Here is a 15,912-nt window from a genome sequence, read left to right on the forward strand (position 1 = left end):
CCACCGCACAGTTCAAGTGCGCTTGCAGTAACCACAGGAGTGTGGCACTCTCGTTCGACCTGTTCGGGACGCTCGTCGCGGCCGACCGACCGGCCGCCCCGTGGGACGCCGTCGCGGACGCGCTCGCCGCCCGCTCGGTCCGCGTCCCCGACGACTGGGAGGCCGCCTACCGCTCGTCCCACCGCGACTACGAGCGCGGCCGCGAAGCCCCGCTCGACGAACACGTCAGGCTGGCGCTCGCGAGTCGCGGCGTCGACGTGTCCGAGGCGACCGCACGCGAGGCCGTCCTCGCGGCCTTCGACAGCCCGGTGACGGTCCGCGACGGGGCCGTCGAGGCGCTCGACGCCGCCGCAGAGTGCGGCCCGGTGGGACTCTGCTCGAACTGCTCCGTCCCGGGACTGGTCGAACGCACGCTCGACCGCGCCGGTCTCGGACGGGCCGCTGACCGGGACTTCGACGCCGTCGTCGTCAGCGTCGACTGCGGCTGGCGAAAGCCCCACCCCGAGATCTTCGAGGCGACCGCCGACGCGCTCTCTGTCCCGCTCGCGGACCTCGTCCACGTCGGTGACGACGCCCGGACCGACGGCGGGGCCGGGCGGGCCGGCGCGCGGTCGATTCTCCTCGCCGACCAGACGCTCTCCGACCTCGCCGCAGACCTCAGGGAGGGACGGCTGTGCTGACCGCGCTACGCGCCCTGGAAATCCTGACCGGCGAGGGGGCCGCGGCGCTCGCGGCCGTCGCCGTCGCCGCCGCGCTCGAACTGACGATCGGCGAACCGACGAACCGATTCCACCCCATCGCGTGGCTCGGTCGGGTCGTCGCGCCGCTCGACCGGGAGTGGGACCGGCCGCTGCTCGTCGGGACCGTTTCGGCCGTCGCGCTCCCGCTCGCCGTCGGTTCGTTCGTGGGTATTTCTGTCGCAGTCGTTGCTTCTGTGTCGATTATCGCCGGCGTCGCCGCCGCCGGACTCGCGCTGTTCCTGACGACCAGCCTCCGGGAACTCCTCGCCGCCGCAAACGGCGTCGTCGACGATACCGAGAACGACCTGCCCGCCGCACGGGAGGGACTGCTCGCGCTCGCCGGCCGCGACGCCAGCGCCCTCTCGGCGGGACAGGTTCGGAGCGCCGCCGTCGAGAGCGCGGCCGAGAACCTCGCCGACGGGCTGGTCGCGTCGCTGGGCGCGTTCGTCCTCGCCGGATTGCTCGCGGGCGGTCTCGGGCTTCCCGCGCTCCCCGTCGCCGCCGGCGCGGCGGCGTGGGTCAAGACCGTCAACACGATGGACTCGATGCTCGGCTACCGCTCGAAGCGCGTCGGGACGCCGGCCGCGCGCCTCGACGACGCGGCGATGTGGCTGCCCGCCCGAGCGAGCGCGGTCCTGCTGGCCGTCGCGTTCGCCTCGCCTCGGTCGCTGGCGCTCGCTCGCGAGTGGCTGGACGCCGTCCCCTCACCGAACTCCGGGTGGCCGATGGGCACGACCGCCGCGGCGCTCGGGGTCCGCCTCGAAAAACCCGGCGCGTACGTTCTGAACCCCGCGGCGGACCTCCCGAGCGGGGCGGCGGCCCGGCGGGGCGTCGCCCGCGTCGGCGTCGCCGGCCTGCTCGCGTACCTGCTCGCGGGCGCGGGGGTGCTCGCGTGGTCCTGACCGCTGTCCGCGGCGCGCTCGGATTCCTTTCGCGGCTCCCGGTCGGCCACACCGAGGCCGCCTGGGAGGCTTTCGTCGCGACCCCCGCGGCGTTCCCGCTGGCCGGCTACGTCGTCGGGCTCCTCGTCGCGGTTCCCTTCCTCGCCGCGGGCGCGTTCCCCGCCCCTGTCGTCGCCGCGGCGTACCTGACGGCGGTCGTGCTCGCCGCCGGCGTCAACCACGCCGACGGCCTCGCGGACCTCGGCGACGCGGCCGTCGTCCACGGCGACCCCGACGAGCGACGCGACGTGATGCGAGACACCACCGTCGGCGTGGGGGCCGTCCTCGCGCTCGGGACCGTCCTCCTGGCGCTCGCCCTCGGCGCGCTCGCCGTCGCCGGACTCCCGACGCTCGTCGCCGTCGCGCTCGTCGTCGCCGCGGAGGTCGGCGCGAAGCTGTCGATGGCGACGCTCGCCTGCGTCGGGCGGCCGAGCCACGAGGGGTTCGGCGCGACGGTCCTCGACGGGAAGCGTCCGCGACACCTCCTCGCGCCGCTGGTCGCCGCGCTCCCGGCCGCCGCCCTCGCCGTCCCGGCGACTGCGCTCGCGGTCCTCTCGGGGCCGGCACTGGCGCTGGTCGTCAACCGGTGGGCGAACCGCCGGCTCGGTGGCGTTGGCGGCGACGCCTTCGGCGCGGCAAACGAACTCGCCCGCGCCGCGGCGCTCCACGTCGGCGTCGCCGCGTGGACGGTCTTCGGCGGCTGGGGGCCGCTCTCGGCCGGGACCTGGGAGGTGATCGTGTGGACGCTCTCGTGATGTGTGGCGGCCGGGGGACGCGGCTCGACAGCGACTCTGAGAAGCCCCTGTTCCGTGTCGGCGGCGTCCGGATGGTCGACCGCGTCGCCGGCGCACTCCAAGAGAGTTCCATCGAGGGAATTTACGGCGTCGTGTCGCCGAACGCGCCGGAGACGGCGGCCCATCTGGACGTGCCCTGCATCGAGACCCCGGGGGAGGGCTACGTCGCGGACCTGGATGCGGCACTCGCCGACGATCGGGTCTCGACGCCGGTGGTGACCGTCGCCGCCGACCTCCCGCTGCTCGACGGCGAGATTCTCGACCGCGCACTGGCCGCCCACGAGCGGGGGTCGCTGACGGTGCTGGTCCCGGCGGCACTGAAGCGTGATCTCGGCGTGAGCGACGACGCGACGTTCGTCGCCGACGGCCGGGAGGTCTCGCCGACCGGCGTCAACGTCGTCGGCGAGGGCCCGGACCACGATGCGGTCGTTCCCGACCGCCGGCTAGCGGTTAACGTCAACACGCTCACCGACGCCCTGGTGGCAGAAGAGTGGCTGTAACGGTGGCTCGTCGGGTTCGCGCCAACCATTATGTCAGCGGAGCAACTACGTTGGGCAATGGCCGAGCCGATACGCGTCCTCCACGTCGACGACGCACCGGACTTTGCAGACACGGTAGCTGCGTTTCTGGAATCGGCCGGTGACTTCTCTGTCGTGACGGCCACGACTCCCGAGGATGGCTTGCGAGTGCTGGACCAGTCCCCTATCGACTGCGTCGTCAGCGACTACGAGATGCCGGGTCGAAACGGGCTCGAGTTCTTCGAGGCAGTCCGCGAGGACCACCCGGACCTCCCGTTCATCCTCTTTACCGGCAAAGGGAGCGAGGAGGTCGCGAGCGAGGCCATCACGGACGGCGTCACCGATTACCTGCAGAAGGACGGCGGCCCCGACCAGTACACCATCCTGGCGAATCGCGTCCGAAACGCCGTCGAGCGACGGCGCGCCCGCCGGGAGCGCGAGCGCAGCGAGCGACGGTTCGAGGCCGTCTTCGAGGACCCCCAGACGCTCGTCGGCGTCCTCGACCCCGACGGAACGGTCCGACAGATCAACCAGACCGCACTCGACATGGTCGAGGCGTCCAGCGACGAGGTGACCGGCACCCCGCTCTGGAACACGCCGTGCTGGCCGATCGGCAGCGAGGCCGTCGTCCGCGAGTGGGTCGCGCGCGCCGCCGACGGCGAGTACGTGGAGTTCGAAATCGATCACACCGAGTCGGACGCCGAGTACAGCCTGCACGGGTTCATCCGTCCTGTCAGGGACGACGACGACGAAATCACCTCGCTCGTCGTCTCCGGCCGCGACGTGACGGAGCGCGTCGAGCGCGAGGAGAAACTGGAGCGGACGCGCAATCTGCTGGCACAGACTGAGGAACTGGCGTCCGTGGGCGGGTGGGAGATCGACCCCAGCGACGGCGGCCCGAGCACCGGCAGACCGACGGGTGGCTTCTACCGGTTGCACGGGCTCGAACCCGACGGACCGCTGCCCGTCGACCGGGTCATGGAGATTATCCACCCGGCGGACCGCAACCGCGTCGAGTCGACGCTCACCCGTCTGTTGGAGCACGGCGAACCGTTCGACATCGAGGCCAGAATCGTCCCGTCCGAAGGCGAGACGCGATGGCTCCGCTCCATTGGCGTCCCCGTCGAGGCGGTCGGCGAGCGCTACAAGTGCCGGGGCGCGATGGTCGACATCACCGACCAGAAAGCCCAGAAGGCAGAGCTGACGCGAAAGACCGACCTCCTCAGGCACACCCAGCAGATCGCGGACGTGGGCGGGTGGGAACTCGATATCGCCGAACCACCGTACGAGGCGACGTGGACGGACCAACTCTTCGAGATATTCGAAATCCCGCCCCGAGACGCCATGCGGCCGGACGAAGTGCTCAGTTTCGTTCACCCGGACGACTACGACCGGGTCGTTGCCGAGACCGATCAGCTCATCGGCGAGGGCGAGGGGCTCACCCAGGAGTATCGCATCGTGACCGGCGAGGGCAACGAGCGCTGGCTCCGCGTCATCTCGGAACGGCCCGACGACCGGGACGACGTCATCCGGGGGGCGACCCTCGACATCACCGAACAGAAGCGGACGACGCAGGCACTCAGAGAGCGAGAACGGACGCTCAGTCAGTACAAGGAGTTCACCGACGACATCCTGGACGCTGTCGACGACGTGTTCTTTCTGCTGGACGAGCGCGGGCGAGTCAGGCGCTGGAACGAGTCGCTCGAACGCGTGACCGACACCGACGGCGACGACCTCGCCTCGATGGACGGCGTCTCGTTCTTCCGGCCGGAGGACCGCGAGACCGTCGCGGACGCGTTCGAGACGGGCGACGCCAGGCTGGAACTGCCGCTGGAGACCGGCGACGGCGAGACCACCCCGTACGAGTTCGTCGTCGACCGGGTCGAGCACCCGGAGGGCGGCGAGTGGGTCGCCGCCATCGGGCGGGACATTTCGGCGCGACGTGAGCGCGAGGCGGAACTCGCCCGGACGAACAGACAGCTCCAGAGCGTCCTCGAGACGACGCCCGCGCTCGTGTTCGTCAAGGACCTCGACGGGCGGTACCAGGTCATCAGCGAGCAGTTCCGCGAGGTCATCGCGGGCGGCATGGACGACGTGATCGGGAGGACCGACGAGGACCTGTTCCCCGAGTCGGTCGCGCAACGAATCCGGGCGGACGACCGGGCGGTCATCGAGACCGGCGACCCGATAGAGCGCGAGGAGCAAGCGCCGACCGCACACGGCTCCCGGATGTTCCTCACCCTCAAGAGCCCGGTCTACGACGATGACGGTGCCATGACCGGCATCTGTGGCGTCGCGACCGACATCACGGAGCGCGTCGAGTACAAGGAGCACGTCGAGCGACAGCGTGAACGCCTCGAAGAGTTCGCCAGCATCGTCAGCCACGACCTGCGGAACCCGCTCGACGTTGCCATGGCCCGCCTGAAGCTCGCACGAGAGGGCGCTCCGAACGGGCACCTCGATACCATCGAGCGCTCGCTGCGCCGGATGCAGGAGCTGATCGACGACCTCCTGACGCTCGCGCAACAGGGCGAGACCGTCACCGACATCACGTCCGTCGCGCTGGACGACGCGGTCGAACAGGGGTGGCGAAACGTCCAGACGGCAGGCGCGACCCTCGACGTGACCCTCGACCGCGCGATAAGGGCGGACCCGACGCGGCTCCAGCAACTATTCGAGAACCTCTTTCGTAATGGCGTGGTCCACGGCGGCGACGACGTGTCGGTGACCGTCGGCGAACTGGACGACGGCACCGGCTTCTACGTCGAAGACGACGGCCCCGGCATCCCCGAGTCGAAGCGCGAGCGGGTGTTCGAGAGCGGCTACTCGACCTCGGAGTCCGGGACCGGGTTCGGGCTCGCCATCGTTCGGGAGATCGCCGAGGCTCACGGCTGGGACGTGACGGTGACCGAGAGCGCCGAGGGCGGCGCGCGATTCGAGATCCGCGGCGTCGAAGTCGACCACTGACCGGCGGCCGGGCACGAAAGCTTCTCCACACGGCCCGCCGTAGCCGGAGCGCATGGACCCGGAGACGGTCGACCGGCTGCGGGCGAGCGGCGGCGACGAGGCGGCGGACGCCATCGGCCCCGACGGCCGCGTCCCGCACGGCAGCAGCGACGACCCGGACCTGCTGGATTTCAGCGCGAACACGAACCCGCGGGTCCCACCCGGGGCGGCGCGGGTGTTCGAAGACGCCTTCGAGACCGCGCGGTCGTATCCCGACGACGACTACCCCGCGTTCCGCGAGGCCGCGGCGGCGTTCGTCGACTGCGCGCCCGAGCAGGTGATCCCCACCGCGGGCGGCCTCGAAGCCATCCGCCTCGCCGTCCAGACCGCGGTCAGCGACGGCGATCGCGTCCTGCTTCCGTATCCCAGCTTCGGCGAGTACGCTCGGGAGGTGCGGCTGCAGGGCGCGACCCCCGCGTTCGTCCCCCACGACGAACTGCTCGACGCAGACCCCGCGGGCCACGCGCTCGCCGTCGTCTGCAACCCGAACAATCCGACCGGCGAGACCGCCGACCGCGTGGCGCTCCGGGAGTTCGCCGACCGCTGTCGCGCGGCCGGGACGACGCTGCTGGTCGACGAGGCGTTCCTCGGCTTCACCGACGAGCCGTCGCTCGCCGGGACGGAGGGCGTCGTCGTCGCCCGGTCGCTGACGAAGCTGTTCGGCCTGCCCGGGGTTCGGATGGGCTACGCCGTCGGGACCGAACGGGAGCGCGACCGCCTCGCGACGGCCCGGCGCGCCTGGTCGATGAGCGCCCCTGCGGCCGCCGTCGGCGCGCACTGCTACCGACAAGCGGAGTTCGTCGCGGACACGAGAGCGCGCGTCGACCGCGAGCGAGCGCGCCTCCGCGACCGCCTCGGCGAGCGTTTCGACGTCTTTCCCTCCGACGCGCCGTTCCTGCTGTTCTCGGTCGCGGAGAGCGCGGCCAGCGTCGACGAGGTGCTGGCATCGGCCCGCGAGGCCGGGATCGCGCTCCGGGACGCCCGCACCTTCCGCGGGCTCGATTCCCACATCCGCGTCGCGGTCAGGACGCCCGCGGAGAACGACCGCCTGCTGGAGGCACTGGATGTTTGAGACGGCGGTCCGAGACCGGATCTGTCAGGTCAGCCGGGAGGGGGCACGCTGGCTCTCGACGGCGTGGGACGGCGGCTACCGGGAGAGCGACGCCGTCTACAACGTCGCGGTCCCGACGGGGTTCGAGCGGACCGACCTCGACGCCTACCGCGAGGAACGGCTCGCCGACGCCGGCTTCCCGGTCGGCCCGACGCTCCTGACCGGCGTGGACATGGCCCACGCGCGGTGCGCCCGTAGCGGGCCGGTCTCGGCGCTCGCGACGGCCGGGCTCTCGAACCCCGCCGTGCTGCCGATGGACGGACGGGTGGCGACCGGACGCGAGGCGGCCCCCGACACAGCGGCCGAGGACTGGCGACCCGGCACGGTCAACGTCGTCGTCGGCGTCGACCGGGCGCTCGACGACGGCGCGCTGGCGACGCTGCTCGCGACCGCGGTCGAGGCGAAGGCCGCGACGCTGCTCGACGCTGCGGGGGTCCCCGGGACCACCTCGGACGCGGCCATCGTCGGCTGCGTCCCGGAGGCCGAGCGCGCGCCGTTCGCCGGGAGCGCGACCGAGGTCGGTGCGGCGACCCGCGCGTGCGTCCGCGACGCCGTCCGGGCGAGCCTGGCCGCGCGCTACGACGAGGAGGCCGTTCCGACCGTCGAGGAGGCCGCCCACGGTGTCGTCACCGACCGGCAGACCGATGTGGGCAAGCCGTGAACGAGCGGGTATGACCGACAACACTGCCGGCCCGACCGCCGAGCCCATCGAGCCGAGCGCGCCCGAGGAGTTCGGCCTGGTCCAGGTCTGGTGGGGCGACGGCAAGGGCAAGACGACGGCGGCGCTGGGGATGGCGACCCGCGCCGTCGGCCACGGCTACCGCGTCCACCTGCTGCAGTTCATGAAGGGCGGGACCGGTACCGTCGAGGACGTGCGCGGCGAGTACAACGCCATCGCGGCGCTCCCGGGTTTCTCCTACGAGAACGCCGGCCACTACGGCTGGCACGGCTTCCTCGATGGCAGCGAGGACGACGAGCACGAGGCCCGCGCGAAGGGGGCGCTCGACCGCGCCCGAGAACTGGTCGAGGCCAGCGCGGACGCCGACCTCGACGCGCCGCTCGACCCCGACGGCCCGCCAGAGGACGGCCTGCACATGCTCGTCCTCGACGAGATCCTCTACGCCGCGAACCGGGGCCTCGTGGACCCCGAGGACGTGGTCTCGCTGGTCGAGTCGACGCCCGACGACCTCGAACTGGTCCTCACCGGCGGCCACGAGCGCCCCGATTTCCTGCTCGACCACGCGGACCTCGTGACGCAGGTCAAAAAGGAGAAACACCCCATCGACGCCGGCCAGGGCGCGCGCAAGGGGACGGAGTTCTAGATGGGTTCCAGCAACTGAAGTGGGCGTATTCTTTTGCAGGACCCTACAACTGTTCGCAAAGTGTCGGTCTCAGGCAGTATACTCTGAATACACTGCACAGTAGGACTGCGAATCGGCCACCCACTCAACCTCGCAATTTATGTTAACTCTGTATCACTACTACATCATGGAACGGTTCTACATATTTTACACATGCTTAGCAGTATATGGTGCCGCCTTCGCAATCGAATCAGTCCCCGCTCTCGCCGACAGGAGCATAAGTCTGCCAATCATTTTGGGTAGCATTGCTGGAATAGGAGTGATGAGTGCATCAGTATACGAGATGTTCACTGGCTCTCCATCCGACTTTGAAATTGGTGACATAGGATTCTGGGCTGTAGTTTTGGGTAGTGTGGGGTTTCTCTCACTTCAGCTTCTTTAAGTCACTCTGATTGTGGAATAGCAGCCATTCTAAAGAGACGAGAAGCTCTGTTGAAATCCTCAGCAAGTGATAGATCATGACCCAGTCGCGGTCAATACGGGACTCACGAATCGCACAGCAAAGGGGATTCACGAACCGCCTAGTATAGAGTAGGGAAGTTCCGAGGGATGTTCGTGTACTTAGCTGGTGGCAGGCGCTCGGTAACGGTAATAGAGTAGAGAGATCACGGGCATTGTCCACATAAACGCCAATGTGAACTGAAGCACTGCTCCGAGATGTTGGTGAGGCACGATCAGCCAGACGACGACAGTTGCAACACAGATACAAACGAGTGTAACGATCGCTGCCGTCACGTCGTTTACTTCCTTGGGTTCAACGTCAGCCAGTCCTACCACTGCCACAACACCGAGAAACATCCCCAGACCGATTGCCGCTACTGTGGCCGCTGGGGAGACGATCTGACGGGTTGGCTCAATAAACAGTAGCCATGGGGTTCCAATAAGCGCCGTCAAGAACAAGCGGAGCGTCCGCGCTTGTCCGTCAGTCCCGAGCAACGGGTGTGTTCCGGAAGAGGGCAAGTTCACAGGATGAATTGAAGCCGTGCGATCATATCTGTTTTCTCTTCTCACTAAACGCACTGTACCATTCGCAGTTCTCATCGACCGGCTGTTTCAGGCGAGAATCTGTCTGAAGAAGAGGATTTCAACAGAGCCAGACGAGACATACACGCGCTGTACTGACCGTTTCAAATCGGGTGTGACAACAGCTCAAAGACGCCCAATCTGTGGGGTACACCGTACGACGTTCAGTAGCATCTGAAATGCTGAACTACCCAGTGACGTGCAAGTAGTACACCGAAACCGGTTCAGCGGTCTGAGCGAAAGAAACCAGTGCGTTCGCCTCCCACCACTGCGTAATGGCCCACACCCTGCTCGTGGCGGGCACCGCGAGCCACGTCGGCAAGTCGACCGTCGCGGCCGGGCTCTGCCGATATCTGGCCGACCGCGGCGTCTCCGTCGCCCCGTTCAAGGCCCAGAACATGAGCAACAACGCCCGGGCGACGCCCGGGGGCGAAATCGGCGTCTCGCAGTACGTCCAGGCCCGCGCGGCCGGCGTCGCCCCGACGACCGACCACAACCCGGTCCTGCTGAAACCGCGGGGCGACGGCGAGTCGCAGGTGGTCGTCGACGGCGAGGCGGTCGGCCACTTCGCGGCGCGCTCGTACTACGACGACCACTGGCCGGACGCCCTCGACGCCGCCCGCGCGGCCCACGACCGCCTCGCGGCGACCCACGACGTGATCGTCGCCGAAGGCGCGGGTTCCATCGCCGAGATCAACCTCCACGACCGCGACCTCGCAAATATCGAGACGGCGCGCTTCGCCGACGCCGACGTGGTACTGGTCGCAGACATCGAGCGCGGCGGCGTCTTCGCCTCGCTCGTTGGGACGCTCGAACTCCTGCCCGAGGACGTGCGCGAGCGTGTGGCCGGCGCGGTCGTCACGAAGTTCCGCGGCGACCGCTCGCTGCTGGACCCCGGCATCGAGGAGTTCGAGGAACGGACCGGCGTGCCCGTCCTCGGCGTGCTCCCCTACGACGACCCCGGCCTCCCGGAAGAAGACAGCGTGTCGCTCCCGGCGGTCGGCGAGCGCGCGGTGGTCGGGGCCGACGACGGCGTGCCCGACGGCGAGAGCGTGACGGTCGCGGTCCCGCGACTCCCCCGCATCTCGAATTTTACCGACCTCGAACCACTCGCCCGCGAACCCGGCGTCAGGGTCGCGTACGTCCCGCCCGTGACGACGCTCGACGACGCCGACGCGGTGGTTCTGCCGGGGAGCAAGAACACCGTCGACGACCTGCTGGCGCTCACCGACGCGGGCTTCGGCGACCGCCTCCGGGCGTTCGACGGCCCGGTCATCGGCCTCTGTGGTGGCTACCAGATGCTCGGCGAGGAAATCACCAACGCCGCCGTGGAGGGGACGGGCGAGCGAGACCGCGTCGAGGGACTCGGTCTCCTGCCCGTGACGACCACGTTCTCGGAGGCCAAGACCGTCGAACGTGTCGAGCGTGAACTCCGCGGCGTCGGGCCGCTGGCCGGCGCGAGCGGACGGGTCGAGGGCTACGAGATTCACATGGGAGACTCGACGCTGACCGACGACGCGGCCCGCCCGTTCGACGGCGACGGGGCTGCGACCGACGCCGTCCTCGGCACCTACCTCCACGATCTCTTCGTGAACGACGCGGCTCGCGATGCCTTCGTACGAAACACGTTCGAGTCGGCCGGCATCGACCCGCCGGCGGGTCTCGGCGAGTCGCGACAGGACCCGTACGACCGCGCCGCTGCGCTCGTCGCGAATCACGTCGATCTCGCACCCCTCGGACTGCCCGAGCGGTGAGCGGGGCTCCTTTTATTCTCGTCTATTTTCCAGAAGTTTATATACTATTGGCGCGCAATATTCTCGAAATGGTCGAAGTGTTCGCGGTCGCCAGTGGGAAGGGCGGCACTGGCAAGACGACGAGCACCGTCGCCCTCGGGATGGCGCTGTCCGAACGGTACGACGTGACGGTGGTCGACGCCGACACGGGGATGGCGAACCTGCTCTTTCACGCCGGTCTCTCCGACGCCGAGACGACGCTACACGATGTGTTGGCCGAGGACGCGCCGGTCGAAGCGGCGACCTACGACCGCTTCGGGATGACGGTCGTCCCCTGCGGGACGAGCCTCGACGGCTTCAGGGACGCCGACCCCGACCGACTGCGCGAGGTGGTCGCGTCGCTCGCGACGGGGACGGACGTGATCCTGCTCGACTCGCCGCCGGCGCTCGACAGCCGCACCGCCGTCCTCCCCGTGGTGCTCGCCGACCGAATCGTGGCCGTCCTCCAGCCGACGATTCCGGCGATATCCGACGGCCTGAAGGTCCAGGAGTACGCCACGACCTACGGCACGGGCGTGGCCGGCCTCCTGTTCAACAAGGTCCGCGAGTCCGAGTCCATCGACCGCGTGGCCGAGAAGACCGAGCGCTACTTCGACGGTCCGACGCTCGCGGCGGTCCCCGAAAGTGAGTGTGCACGCGAGGCGCGCCGAGCGGGCCGACCGCTGCTCGCCCACGCGCCGGACTGTGCGGCCGCGACGGCTTACCGGCGGGCCGCCGACGCGCTCACCGTCCGCGAGGGGTCCCCCGGCGACGCCGCCGACCGGTTCCGCAGCGCCGTCGTCCCGGAGCAGCTATGAAGCTCCCTCGGGGCAGCCTCCGCAAGTCCCGCGTCGTCACGGACCCGCGAGACGTGCTGGCCGACGTGCTCGACCGCGGGCTGACCGGCTACGCCGTCTTCGAGTCTCAGGAGACGCTCTTGCTCGACGCCGAAGGCCGCGGCGTCGTCACCTTCGCCGACGGCGTGCCGGTGCTCGCGTACCACACGGGCACGGACCGCGGCGGGCCGCCGGCGCTCGCCGACCTCGCCGTTCCGGGTCCGTATCACGTCTCCCTGTACTCGCTGGACGCGGCAGACCTCGAACCGGCCCACCGCGCCGACGACCTTCGGGTCCCGCCCGGGATGCCCGCCGAACGGGTGGCCGGCGATCCCGCGCTCGCCGACAGCACGCGGCGCGCAGCCCCGTCCGACCGCCGAGACGCGGTGGAGCGCGACGGCTCGACGGACGACGCGGGCGATGCACAGAGCGCCGTCGAGGCGTTCCTCGACGACACGGAAAAGATCGAAGCGATCAAAGACCAGGCTCGGGCTGAAGCTCGCGAGCGAGCCGCAGAGTGGGAATTCTGAGCCGGGACTGCGGTCAACCGCGTGGACCGCTCATCCCGTCCGAACGGGAATCCACCACACGCGCGATCGCCCGCCGACCTTCTTGCTCGTGATGTCGGTCTCCGATTCGAGGTCGTGGAGTTTGTTCAGCGCGGTCCGTCGCGAACAGCCGAGTCGCTCCGCGACCTCCGACGCTGTCAGCGGCTCCGCGTAATCGTTCCGATCTTTGAACACCTCGATCACGTCCGATTCGGTGTACTGGATCTCCCGTCCAGGCGGAGACATACTTCTGTTAACGATTGCCACACACTTATAGTGTCGGTCATTTTTTCGAGTCGCATCGGAGCGGGATGGATGTCCCGGTGACCGATTGGATCCGACGAGATCGGCGCTCCGGTGTGACTCCGACGGTGTTACAGCCCCTGTAACACGTATCTGGTCCCGAAACAGATAACAGCGGATAAGTATACCTGCCTGACTCGGCTATAGTGGCTCGGGGATACGCCATCCCGCCCTCCACGGAGTGCTTGGCCGTCGACGCCGCGACCGGCACTCGCTTCGGCCCTTCCACGAGACACCGTCAGACAGCGACTGTGGCGGCCCGTCGACGGCAGTGACGACCGCTCACGACGTCGAGGCCGCGGCTTCGAGCGGTTCCGATCGCGACTGATACCTCGCGAACACCGACTCTGCCCACTCGTAGACGGCGGGTTCGTCGGACTCCGCGATCGCACGGACGTTGTTCCGGTCGTCGTAGGCTGCCAGACAGACCCGCGACTCGTCGAGCGCGAGGCCGATATCGAGCGGGTCCTCGTGGACGTAGGTGGTGATGTACTCGTGTTCGAGACTGCGCTCCAGCGCGGTCGGGAAGTCGGCCGCCGACCGTTCGAGCACGCTGTGGTCGATGATGAACTCGATTCGAATCTCGGATTCGAGGAGGTTCGCCGCCACCTCGTTAAACACCGACGTGACGATGGGCGAGATCGCCCGCACGTCGCCGTCGACGTCGCGCAGCCACTCGGTGAACCGCCGAACGCTCGCGAGCGGACTCTGCTCGGAACTGACCGTTAGCGAGTCCGGGTCCAGCAGCGCCGCTGGGACCTCCGCTTCCATCGGGCCGAGGTGCGCCGCGAACGGCCCCACCGCACGGGCGCGCTCGAGTTCGGTCAGGAGCTCCCGATAGCGGTCGTGGACCCGCCGGCCGGTCACCGTGAGGCAATACTCCCCGTTTCGCTTGACCACCCACCGCCGCTCGGAGAATCCCGCGAGAATCCGCTGGACCGTCGTTCGCGTCGCATCCACCGAATCGCAGATGTCGGTCGGTCGGGCCGGACTGTCGTGGAGTCGCGTCAGCACGGCGAAGCGCTGAGGGGACCCTGTCAGAAACTGACAGTCCTCGTGTACGCTGTCGTCCGGAGCCATCGTCGTTACCCACCTGATGGTGGGCGAGCGTCTTAGCGTCTTTGCTGCGTGTCAACACTCTACGTCTGGCTCTGATAGAACAGCACGATGATGGCGAACCCGACGAAGGCGTGGGGAACGAAGACGAACGGGCCGCTGGTCGGCGGGCCGCGGTAGCCAAACAGCAAGTGGACCAGCGGGTTCGACGTGACCGCGTACAGCAGGAGCGCGAGACTGAGCAGGATGAGGCTCCGCGTGTACTTGTTGGGCAGGTCCCGATAGAGCGAGATGTACAACCCCAGCAGCGCCAGCAACATGACGAGATTGAACGTCGTGACGAACAGCTGGATCCGAACGAGGAGCAACAGCAGCTCGGGCGGCGGGCCGTGTGGCGACGGTGGTAGCAGTTCGAGCGAGAGCGTTGCGACGAGGCCGGCGACCGCTGCGGCGACCGTCACGGCTGCCGTCTTGGCCAGGGGGTTACGTTTATTCACCATGGATATCCAGGTTCGCCTGTTCCGCGATGTCGTCCAGGATGTCGAAGTTGTTCGACATCCGGTCGGTCAGGAAGTACATCTTTCCGTAGTCGTCGCCCGTCGTGGTGACGACGTTGTTCTCCTCGAGGACTTCGAGGTGGTGCTGAACGGTCTTGTAGTTCAGGTCGAGCGTCTCTGCCAGTTGGTTGGTGTTCTGTGGCCGCTCCTGGAGCGTCCGCACGATGCGGAGGCGGTTCTCGCCACCCCGAGACCCGCCGATGAGCCACCACAGCAACTGCCGCATTGCGTGAATACGCGGTTAAACGACGGAAATAGGTTTTGTTCTCGCGGTGTTCGGCCGAGGATTAGCGGTATTCCGCCATGAATAACGATGGAGTTCGCGCAGACCGGCCCTTACGACAGTACGTCGGTCTCACCGAGGTAGAGCGCGGCCGCCGCGAGGGCGAACACCACTTCGGCGAGCTTCGATGCGATCGCCATGTCGTTGAGCGGGCCGCCCATCACGAAGAACGCGGCGACCTGCGCGAGCGAGAACCCGATCGCGACCAGGTAGAACTCCCGTCGCCAGAACCGGGTGAGGTAGACGGCGATTCCCGCGAGGAATCCGAGGCCGGCGAGCACGAAAAGGATCCCCTGGGTCTGGTCGAACTGCATGATCATCGGGGCCATCGAGAGATGGATGTACGTCGAGACCAGCGCCGCGACGATGGCGACGTACGGGAGGACGCCCGTCGGGAGGCCGGTGAACAGCGACTGTCCGTCCGCGGTGGAATCGGTCGTTGACATGAGTGGAGTCAGCGGCGCTACACCACCGGACCGAAAGAGGATTTGCCGAACTTAGGCACAATTTCGACAGCATTCGGTCGCAGAACGGCGTCGCTGACGTTCTCCGCGGGCACCTCGCCTGTTCAAGCGACGCTCGGTTCGGTCACCGGATTCGGGTCTCGCAGGACCCACACCGTCTCTTTCGGCAGCAGACGGAATACCACGCCAGTCCGCCGGATTTGGGTCGAAATAATGGCTGAATGCTGTCGCAATTGCGAACAACGATTTACAGACGGAACCGGCAGTCCGAACTGGAGGTGATACCAGCCCCGAAAGCGCCTATTCGTCGGTAGACTCCCGACATACTTCACAGAGCCATGGGGGCGATCCAGCGTCACCCGATCCCCCCGCTCCCCTCTCTTTTCGTGGTCAAGACTCACTACCTGCCGACAGCGCGTATCGATCCAGCACGCGCGGGAGACGATTCTGTCACTCGCGAGGGCGGGACACCGAGCCAAGCGAACCCCTGGAGCGTGCGTAAGTTCCCTCGAATTTGTGCCGAACGTGTGCCGAAAATCCGGGATATCTCGGAAATGAGACTAAAGGATGGATCGCGCTACTCCGGGCGTGAACCGACG

17 protein-coding genes are annotated in these 15,912 nt (G+C 68.0%); 12 read left to right on the plus strand and 5 right to left on the minus strand.

What is annotated here, in order from left to right; all coding sequences use genetic code 11:
* Nucleotides 1-41 precede the first annotated feature (41 nt).
* From ACOZ4I_RS12910 to ACOZ4I_RS12965, 12 genes are all read left to right on the plus strand, one after another.
* On the plus strand, nt 42-680 hold the full coding sequence (locus ACOZ4I_RS12910) for an HAD family hydrolase (RefSeq protein WP_424000166.1): 639 nt from the start codon (nt 42-44) through the stop codon (nt 678-680).
* A complete protein-coding gene (locus ACOZ4I_RS12915) occupies nt 677-1,642 on the plus strand; it encodes a CobD/CbiB family cobalamin biosynthesis protein (protein ID WP_424004808.1) in 966 nt (321 codons plus the stop codon). Before ACOZ4I_RS12910 ends, ACOZ4I_RS12915 begins: the two co-directional genes overlap by 4 nt.
* Nucleotides 1,633-2,436, plus strand: a complete 804-nt coding sequence (cobS, locus tag ACOZ4I_RS12920) for an adenosylcobinamide-GDP ribazoletransferase (RefSeq protein ID WP_424000168.1) — start codon at nt 1,633-1,635, stop codon at nt 2,434-2,436. The genes ACOZ4I_RS12915 and cobS overlap by 10 nt, the downstream gene beginning before the upstream one ends.
* The gene (locus tag ACOZ4I_RS12925; protein WP_424004809.1) at nt 2,436-2,975 is read left to right on the plus strand and encodes an NTP transferase domain-containing protein; all 540 of its coding nucleotides are present in this window, start codon (nt 2,436-2,438) and stop codon (nt 2,973-2,975) included. The genes cobS and ACOZ4I_RS12925 overlap by 1 nt, the downstream gene beginning before the upstream one ends.
* Before the next feature lie 57 nt (nt 2,976-3,032).
* Entirely contained in the window at nt 3,033-5,960 is a 2,928-nt protein-coding gene (locus ACOZ4I_RS12930) for a PAS domain-containing protein (RefSeq protein WP_424000170.1), read from the plus strand.
* A gap of 52 nt (nt 5,961-6,012) precedes the next feature.
* Nucleotides 6,013-7,071, plus strand: coding sequence for a threonine-phosphate decarboxylase CobD (gene cobD / locus ACOZ4I_RS12935; protein WP_424000172.1), 1,059 nt, complete (start codon nt 6,013-6,015; stop codon nt 7,069-7,071).
* On the plus strand, nt 7,064-7,771 hold the full coding sequence (locus ACOZ4I_RS12940) for an adenosylcobinamide amidohydrolase (RefSeq protein WP_424000174.1): 708 nt from the start codon (nt 7,064-7,066) through the stop codon (nt 7,769-7,771). Before cobD ends, ACOZ4I_RS12940 begins: the two co-directional genes overlap by 8 nt.
* Nucleotides 7,772-7,781: 10 nt before the next feature.
* Nucleotides 7,782-8,432, plus strand: a complete 651-nt coding sequence (locus ACOZ4I_RS12945; RefSeq protein WP_424000176.1) for a cob(I)yrinic acid a,c-diamide adenosyltransferase — start codon at nt 7,782-7,784, stop codon at nt 8,430-8,432.
* 166 nt (nt 8,433-8,598) lie between these two features.
* On the plus strand, nt 8,599-8,853 hold the full coding sequence (locus tag ACOZ4I_RS12950) for a hypothetical protein (protein WP_424000178.1): 255 nt from the start codon (nt 8,599-8,601) through the stop codon (nt 8,851-8,853).
* 916 nt (nt 8,854-9,769) lie between these two features.
* Nucleotides 9,770-11,248 (plus strand): cobyric acid synthase, encoded by a 1,479-nt coding sequence (locus ACOZ4I_RS12955; RefSeq protein WP_424000180.1) that lies wholly within the window; start codon nt 9,770-9,772, stop codon nt 11,246-11,248.
* A gap of 68 nt (nt 11,249-11,316) precedes the next feature.
* Nucleotides 11,317-12,084 carry an AAA family ATPase gene (locus ACOZ4I_RS12960; RefSeq protein ID WP_424000182.1) on the plus strand — a complete coding sequence of 256 codons (768 nt, stop codon included), beginning with the start codon at nt 11,317-11,319 and terminating at the stop codon, nt 12,082-12,084.
* Nucleotides 12,081-12,632, plus strand: a complete 552-nt coding sequence (locus ACOZ4I_RS12965; protein WP_424000184.1) for a hypothetical protein — start codon at nt 12,081-12,083, stop codon at nt 12,630-12,632. Before ACOZ4I_RS12960 ends, ACOZ4I_RS12965 begins: the two co-directional genes overlap by 4 nt.
* Before the next feature lie 30 nt (nt 12,633-12,662).
* Here ACOZ4I_RS12965 and ACOZ4I_RS12970 read toward each other — a convergent pair whose 3' ends face one another.
* From ACOZ4I_RS12970 to ACOZ4I_RS12990, 5 genes are all read right to left on the minus strand, one after another.
* Nucleotides 12,663-12,896 (minus strand): HTH domain-containing protein, encoded by a 234-nt coding sequence (locus tag ACOZ4I_RS12970; RefSeq protein ID WP_162412585.1) that lies wholly within the window; start codon nt 12,894-12,896, stop codon nt 12,663-12,665.
* Nucleotides 12,897-13,235: 339 nt separating this feature from the next.
* Nucleotides 13,236-14,033, minus strand: a complete 798-nt coding sequence (locus tag ACOZ4I_RS12975; RefSeq protein ID WP_424000186.1) for a helix-turn-helix transcriptional regulator — start codon at nt 14,031-14,033, stop codon at nt 13,236-13,238.
* A 59-nt stretch (nt 14,034-14,092) separates the two neighbouring features.
* Nucleotides 14,093-14,509: a hypothetical protein gene (locus ACOZ4I_RS12980; RefSeq protein ID WP_424000188.1), complete on the minus strand. Its 417-nt coding sequence runs from the start codon at nt 14,507-14,509 to the stop codon at nt 14,093-14,095.
* Nucleotides 14,499-14,792 (minus strand): ArsR/SmtB family transcription factor, encoded by a 294-nt coding sequence (locus tag ACOZ4I_RS12985; protein ID WP_424000190.1) that lies wholly within the window; start codon nt 14,790-14,792, stop codon nt 14,499-14,501. Before ACOZ4I_RS12985 ends, ACOZ4I_RS12980 begins: the two co-directional genes overlap by 11 nt.
* A 110-nt stretch (nt 14,793-14,902) precedes the next feature.
* Entirely contained in the window at nt 14,903-15,295 is a 393-nt protein-coding gene (locus ACOZ4I_RS12990) for a DUF7475 family protein (protein WP_424000192.1), read from the minus strand.
* Nucleotides 15,296-15,912: the final 617 nt, after the last annotated feature.

It is taken from the genome of Haloarcula salina (assembly GCF_049603855.1).
Lineage (GTDB): Archaea > Halobacteriota > Halobacteria > Halobacteriales > Haloarculaceae > Haloarcula > Haloarcula salina_A.

Bases quoted from the DNA above. Each gene is read 5' to 3' on its own strand.
- ACOZ4I_RS12925 (WP_424004809.1), top strand. From the start codon at position 2,436: ATGTGTGGCGGCCGGGGGACGCGGCTCGACAGCGACTCTGAGAAGCCC.
- ACOZ4I_RS12930 (WP_424000170.1), top strand. From the start codon at position 3,033: ATGGCCGAGCCGATACGCGTCCTCCACGTCGACGACGCACCGGACTTT.
- cobD (WP_424000172.1), top strand. From the start codon at position 6,013: ATGGACCCGGAGACGGTCGACCGGCTGCGGGCGAGCGGCGGCGACGAG.
- ACOZ4I_RS12940 (WP_424000174.1), top strand. From the start codon at position 7,064: ATGTTTGAGACGGCGGTCCGAGACCGGATCTGTCAGGTCAGCCGGGAG.
- ACOZ4I_RS12945 (WP_424000176.1), top strand. From the start codon at position 7,782: ATGACCGACAACACTGCCGGCCCGACCGCCGAGCCCATCGAGCCGAGC.
- ACOZ4I_RS12950 (WP_424000178.1), top strand. From the start codon at position 8,599: ATGGAACGGTTCTACATATTTTACACATGCTTAGCAGTATATGGTGCC.
- ACOZ4I_RS12955 (WP_424000180.1), top strand. From the start codon at position 9,770: ATGGCCCACACCCTGCTCGTGGCGGGCACCGCGAGCCACGTCGGCAAG.
- ACOZ4I_RS12960 (WP_424000182.1), top strand. From the start codon at position 11,317: ATGGTCGAAGTGTTCGCGGTCGCCAGTGGGAAGGGCGGCACTGGCAAG.
- ACOZ4I_RS12965 (WP_424000184.1), top strand. From the start codon at position 12,081: ATGAAGCTCCCTCGGGGCAGCCTCCGCAAGTCCCGCGTCGTCACGGAC.
- ACOZ4I_RS12970 (WP_162412585.1), bottom strand. From the start codon at position 12,896: ATGTCTCCGCCTGGACGGGAGATCCAGTACACCGAATCGGACGTGATC.
- ACOZ4I_RS12975 (WP_424000186.1), bottom strand. From the start codon at position 14,033: ATGGCTCCGGACGACAGCGTACACGAGGACTGTCAGTTTCTGACAGGG.
- ACOZ4I_RS12980 (WP_424000188.1), bottom strand. From the start codon at position 14,509: ATGGTGAATAAACGTAACCCCCTGGCCAAGACGGCAGCCGTGACGGTC.
- ACOZ4I_RS12985 (WP_424000190.1), bottom strand. From the start codon at position 14,792: ATGCGGCAGTTGCTGTGGTGGCTCATCGGCGGGTCTCGGGGTGGCGAG.
- ACOZ4I_RS12990 (WP_424000192.1), bottom strand. From the start codon at position 15,295: ATGTCAACGACCGATTCCACCGCGGACGGACAGTCGCTGTTCACCGGC.